General features: G+C 71.9%; 4 protein-coding genes and 1 pseudogene. 3 read left to right on the forward strand and 2 right to left on the reverse strand.

Going from position 1 to position 5,958, the window contains the following annotated elements; translation table 11 throughout:
* Nucleotides 1-483, reverse strand: a pseudogene (locus tag ACFU99_RS29875) (hypothetical protein); the annotation flags it as partial.
* A 206-nt stretch (nt 484-689) separates the two neighbouring features.
* On the opposite strand from ACFU99_RS29875, the gene ACFU99_RS29880 reads away from it, so the two are divergent.
* The 3 genes from ACFU99_RS29880 to ACFU99_RS29890 all read left to right on the forward strand — a co-directional run bounded on the left by ACFU99_RS29880 (nt 690) and on the right by ACFU99_RS29890 (nt 5,025).
* Nucleotides 690-1,946, forward strand: a complete 1,257-nt coding sequence (locus tag ACFU99_RS29880; protein WP_384397930.1) for a phosphodiester glycosidase family protein — start codon at nt 690-692, stop codon at nt 1,944-1,946.
* A gap of 133 nt (nt 1,947-2,079) precedes the next feature.
* Complete coding sequence (locus tag ACFU99_RS29885; RefSeq protein WP_384397932.1) at nt 2,080-3,492, forward strand: family 2B encapsulin nanocompartment shell protein; 1,413 nt, start codon at nt 2,080-2,082, stop codon at nt 3,490-3,492.
* A 120-nt stretch (nt 3,493-3,612) separates the two neighbouring features.
* A complete protein-coding gene (locus tag ACFU99_RS29890; protein ID WP_384397934.1) occupies nt 3,613-5,025 on the forward strand; it encodes a family 2B encapsulin nanocompartment shell protein in 1,413 nt (470 codons plus the stop codon).
* Nucleotides 5,026-5,083: 58 nt separating this feature from the next.
* On the opposite strand, the gene ACFU99_RS29895 is transcribed toward ACFU99_RS29890, so the two are convergent.
* On the reverse strand, nt 5,084-5,827 hold the full coding sequence (locus ACFU99_RS29895; RefSeq protein ID WP_384397936.1) for a BTAD domain-containing putative transcriptional regulator: 744 nt from the start codon (nt 5,825-5,827) through the stop codon (nt 5,084-5,086).
* Nucleotides 5,828-5,958 lie beyond the last annotated feature (131 nt).

The following is a 5,958-nucleotide window of genomic DNA, read 5'->3' on the forward strand; positions in this document are numbered from 1 at the left end:
GGGGTGGACGTGGCCGCCGGCGCAGACGCTGAGCATGGAGCGGTAGCGGCGCAGCCGCCGGGAGAGCTCGCGGTAGGTCGGGCCGCCCGCGGTCTTGATGTCGATGAGCAGTTGCAGGGAGAGCCGGTAGCCGCGGTACACCCGGCCGTGGTGCGCCCGTACGCGGCGCAGCAGCGGGTCGAGGTAGAGGGCTTCGAGGGTGCGGGCGGGGTCGAGGTCGGCCTCGTCGTGGGCGACGAGGAGCCGGCCGTCGACGAGCCAGATGTCCGCCTCGACGCTGCCGAAGCCGTGCCCGAGGGCGTCGGTCAGCGGGTGCGGGTGCGCGTAGTCGTTGTGCGCGTGGGCGCGGCGGAGCGGGGGTCTGCCGCGTCCGTGGTCCGGCGCGGCGGCGAGCGCCGGGGCGGCGAAGGAGCCCGCGAGGGCGGCCGCGGCGGTCACGACGGCCGCGCGTCGGGTGTGCGGGGGCCGGGCGGGCGCTGTCATGGTGCCTCCTGGGTCCGGGGGTCCTGGCCGGTGGCCGCGTGCGGGACGGAGTCGCTCTCTGTGAGTATCGGGGCGGAGCGGACGTCTTGGCAGGGGCGCGCGAAGAGTTACGCGCGATGACGCCGCCCCGTCTCCCCCCGTTCTCGTCGATCTCCCGCGCCATGGTGAACTCCCCTGTGCCATGGGAGAGTTCGAGGGACGTCCGGATGTCTGGGGGGACTATGGGGCGAGGGTCGGGCCGGTTGCGCGCGGTGGCGGCGGGGTGCGCGGCGTGGGTCGCGTTGGTGGGCGGGGGCACGGCGTGGGCCGACGGCGGCGGGCCGCCCGGGGCGCTGCGGCTGGGCGTGCGGACGGCGCTCGCGCCGGGCGTCGGCTATCAGGAGTTCTCGCTCCCGGCCTCGCACGGCCCGGCGTACGGGCATCTGCTGACGGTGGATCTGCGCGAGCCGCGGGTCTCCGTGGACCTGCTGTATCCGGGCGCGGTGGCCGCCCGCGCGCCGGTGTCGCGGCTGGCGGACGGGCGTGCCGCGGTGGGGGCGGTGAACGGGGACTTCTTCAACATCACGGAGGCGCAGCATCCGGGCGTCGAGCCGACCGGCGCGCCGGTGGGCCCGGCCGTCGCGGGCGGTCTGCCGCTGAAGGCCGCGGTGCCGGACGGGCAGCGCTTCGGTCCGGCGATGCCGCCGGGGGTCACGGCCGAGGCGGTGCTGGGCGTGGGGGCGGATCGCCGGGCGCGGCTGGACCGGCTCACGCTGGAGGGCGTGGTGCTGACGAGTCGCGGCGCGGTGCGGCTGCGGGGGTTCAATCAGTACGCGCTGCCGGTGGGCGGCGTCGGGGCGTTCACGTCGCGGTGGGGCGCGGCCTCGCGGGTCCGCGCGACGTGCGGTACGGACACCGACCGGGCCGCGCCGTGCAGTGCGCGGACCTATGAGGTGACGGTGCGGCGGGGGCGGGTGGTCTCGGCCGCGGAGAAGCCGGGCGGCGGGCCGGTGGCGAAGGGGTCGGTGGTGCTGGTCGGCCGGGAGGCGGGGGCGCGGGAGCTGCGGCGGCTGCGGGTGGGCGACCGGGTGCGGGTCGCGGAGCGGCTGCGGTCCGAGGGGCGTGCGCCGCTGCGGTTCGCGCTGGGCGGCTTTCCGGTGCTGCGCGACGACGAGCCGCTGGACGGTCTTGACACGGTGACGGCGGCCGTACGGACGTCGGCGGGCATCGGCGACCGCGGGCGGCGGCTGTATCTGCTCGCCCTGGACGGCGCGGCCGAGTACCGCTCCGGGCTGACGGTCGGTGAGCTGGCTTCGGTGATGAGGGAGTTGGGCGCCGACGACGCGGTGAATCTGGACGGCGGCGGTTCGACGACGTTGGTGACGCGCGGCGCGGGCGAGGACGGATCACGGGTGCGCAATCATCCGTCGGGCGGTGCGGAGCGTCCGGTGCCCAATGGCATCGGAGTATTTACCCGACCTTAACCAAAGGGGAACCAACGAGGTTATGCCACCCTTTCGAGTGACTGCGAGCACCAAAGCCCGCTGCTAGCTTCGGTGTTGCTCAAGCGGCGATCACGCTGTTTGTTCCGCACGGTGATGGGGTGGGCATTCAACTATGACGACGTCAGTGGAATCGGGCGCCGGGACCGAGAATTCACCGGCGCCGATGAGTCTGGGCACCGCGGCGGCCCGGAATCTGGCGACCACGACCAAGTCCGCCCCGCAGATGCAGGGCATCAGCTCGCGCTGGCTGCTGCGGATGCTGCCCTGGGTCGAGGTGCCCGGCGGCACGTACCGCGTCAACCGCCGGCTGTCCCATACGCTCGGCGACGGGCGGGTGGAGTTCGTCACCCGCGGGGCCGAGGTCAGCGTGATCCCCGCGGAGCTCGGGGAGCTGCCGCTGCTGCGCGGCTACACAGACGCAACGATTCTGCGGACGCTCGCGGACGGCTTCGCCCAGCGCGACTTCGCCCCCGGCGACGTGCTCGCCGAGCGGGGGCGGCCGGCGGACCAGGTGGTCCTCATCGCGCACGGCAAGGTCGACCTGGTCGGCGAGGGCGCGTACGACCGGCCGAGTGTGCTGCGGGTGCTCGCGGGCGGCCAGTTCTTCGGCGACCGGGCGCTGGCCGCGGACGAGGGCGGCGAGTGGGACTTCACGGCCAGGGCGCTCACGGCCGGCACGGCCCTGACGCTGCCGCGCCGGGCGTTCGAGGAGGCGCTGGGCCGCTCGGAGGGGCTGCGCGCCCACGTCGAGGCGTACCGCGCGGAGCGCGCCCGGCCGCGGAACGAACACGGCGAGTCGGCCATCGACCTGGCCTCCGGCCACGAGGGCGAGCCGGTCCTGCCCGGCGTCTTCGTCGACTACGAACTAGCGCCGCGGGAGTTCGAGTTGAGCGTCGCCCAGACCGTGCTGCGCGTGCACAGCCGCGTCGCCGACCTCTACAACGACCCGATGAACCAGGTCGAGGAGCAGCTGAGGCTGACCATCGAGGCGCTGCGGGAGCGCCAGGAGCACGAGATGGTCAACAACCGCGAGTTCGGGCTGCTGCACAACGCCGACCTGGGGCAGCGCATCCACACCCGCGGCGGCCCGCCCACCCCCGACGACCTCGACGAGCTGCTCGCCACGGTGTGGAAGAACCCGGGGTTCCTGCTCGCCCACCCGCGCGCCATCGCGGCCATCGGCCGGGAGTTCAGCGGCCACGGCGTCTACCCGGAGAGCGTGGACGTCGGCGGGCACGCGATCCCCGCCTGGCGCGGTGTGCCGATCCTGCCGTGCGGGAAGATCCCGGTCTCGGCGGCCGGCACCACGTCCGTACTCCTGATGCGCACCGGCGAGGAGGAGCGGGGCGTCGTGGGGCTGCACCGGACGGGAATTCCCGATGAATACCGGCCGAGTCTTTCGGTGCGCTTCATGGGCGTCAACGAACAGGCCGTCATCTCCTATCTGGTGAGCGCCTATTACTCGGCGGCCGTCCTGGTCCCCGACGCCCTCGGCATTCTTGAGAACGTCGAGGTCGGGCTCTGAGGGGCCGGGCCCCCGATCCGCAGTTCCGCCCCTTCAGCTCCACCGCTTCGCCGCTCCACCGCTTCGCCGCTTCGCCGCTCCACCGCTTCGCCGTTTACGCACAGAGATGGATGATCACATATGACCACGTCAGTGGAGTCCGGACGTACCGCGCAGCCGGGTGAGGAACCGTCACAGCTGAGTCTTGGCACGGCGGCAGCGCGTCAGCTGGCGACGACCACCAAGTCCGTACCGCAGATGCAGGGCATCAGCTCGCGCTGGCTGTTGCGCGTGCTGCCCTGGGTGCAGGTGTCCGCGGGCACGTACCGGGTGAACCGGCGGCTCGCCTACACCGTCGGCGACGGCCGGATCGAGTTCGTCACGGAGGGCCCGGAGGTCCGCGTCATCCCGCCCGAGCTGGGCGAACTGCCGCTGCTGCGCGGCTTCGAGGACAGTGCGGTGCTGGAGTCGCTCGCGGGCGCGTTCGTGCAGCGGGAGTACGCGGCCGGGGACGCGATCACCGAGGCGGGGCAGCCGGCGGACCAGGTCTTCCTGCTGGCGCACGGCAAGGTCCGCAAGGTGGGCACGGGCCGGTACGGCGACGAGAGCACGCTCGGCGTCCTCGCCGACGGCGACTTCTTCGGCGAGCGGGTGCCGCTGGAGCCCGACGGAACTTGGGAGTTCACGGCGCGGGCGCTGACCCGTACGACCGTGCTGGCCCTCCCTCGCACCGCCTTCCAGGAGCTCGCGGACCGGTCCGAGGCGCTGCGCGCGCATGTGGCGGGCTTCGCGTCGCGGTCCGTGCCCGCGCAGAACAAGCGCGGCGAGGCCGATATCGCGGTGACCGCCGGCCATGTCGGCGAGCCGGCCATCCCGGGCACGTTCGTCGACTATGAACTGAAGCCCCGCGAGTACGAGTTGAGCGTCGCGCAGACGGTGCTGCGGGTGCACAGCCGGGTCGCCGATCTCTTCAACGACCCGATGAGCCAGGTGGAGCAGCAGCTCAGGCTGACCATCGAGGCGCTGCGGGAGCGCCAGGAACACGAGATGGTCAACAACCGGGAATTCGGGCTGCTGCACAACGCCGACCTCAAGCAGCGCATCCACACCCGCAGCGGGCCGCCGACCCCCGACGACCTCGACGAGCTGCTGTCGCGCCGACGCAAGACGCAGTACCTGCTCGCGCACCCGCGCACGATCGCGGCGTTCGGCCGGGAGTGCAACAGCCGGGGCCTGTACCCGAAGGAGCTGGAGTTCCAGGGCGCGTCCGTACGGGCCTGGCGCGGGGTGCCGCTGCTGCCGTGCAACAAGATCCCGGTCACCGACGCGGGCACCAGCTCGGTCCTGGCGCTGCGCACGGGTGAGGAGCACCAGGGCGTCGTGGGGCTGCACCAGACGGGCATCCCCGATGAGTACGAGCCGGGCCTCAATGTCCGGTTCATGGGGATCAATGAGCAGGCGGTGACGTCCTACCTGGTCAGCACGTACTACTCGGCCGCGGTCCTGGTGCCGGACGCGCTCGGTGTGCTGGAGGACGTCGAGATCGGCCGGTGACCGGGGAGGCCGGGTCGGGCGGCCCGGAGCCGCCGCCCGGCCCGGTGCCGCCGCCCGCTCAGGACGGTGAGTTCAGCACTTCCTGCTGGGCGCGGCGCAGGTCGTCGGAGGGGTCGAGGCCGAGTTCGTCCCGGAGCAGGACGCGGGCCTTCTGATACGCCTGGAGCGCCTCGACCCGGCGGCCCGCCTTGTTGAGCGCCAGGACGAGCTGGGTCTGGAACCACTCGTTGAACGGGTACTCCACGACCAGGGAGCGGAGCTCCGCGACCAGTTCGTGATACCTCTTCAGTTCCATGGCCGACCGTATGTGGAGTTCGCGGACGGAAACGCGTTTCTCCTCCAGTCGGCTCACATAGTTCTGGAGTACCGCGCCGCGTTCGACATTCGCCAGCGGCACGCCTTGCCACATTGCGAGGGCCGACTCCGTCCACCGTGCGGACGCCTCGATGTCGCCGGCCGTCCGGCAGGCCCGCGCCCTTTCCGCCAGCCGTTCGAAGTCGCGGAAATCGAGGGATTCCTCCGCGGTGCGCAGCACATAGCCCGGTGGTGCGGTGGCGATGGCCCGGTCCCCGAGTTTGTCGCCGAGCTCCATCACGAAGGCCCTGCGCAGCTGGTAGATATAGGTCTGCGCCGTGGTGACGGCGGTGCGCGGTGGATTGTCGCCCCAGAGTTCGTCGATGATGGTCTCCAGGCTGACGACATGATTCGCGCGCAGCACGAGAAGCGCCAGCACCTGTTTGACCTTGGGCGCACTCGGGGTGAATACGAGTCGTTTATTGACGGCTACGATCGGACCTAGCACCTTGAATTCCATTGCCTCTCCTGCCCTCGCCGAGGAGCTGCGGCCCGCCGTCGACCGCGTCTCTTGGGGACCATAGGAGCGGGGGAATTGGACTTCAAGGGAAGGGAACCGAAGGTTCCGGAATCTTCGGG

Source organism: Streptomyces sp. NPDC057654 (genome assembly GCF_042800135.1).
Classification (GTDB): Bacteria; Actinomycetota; Actinomycetes; order Streptomycetales; family Streptomycetaceae; genus Streptomyces.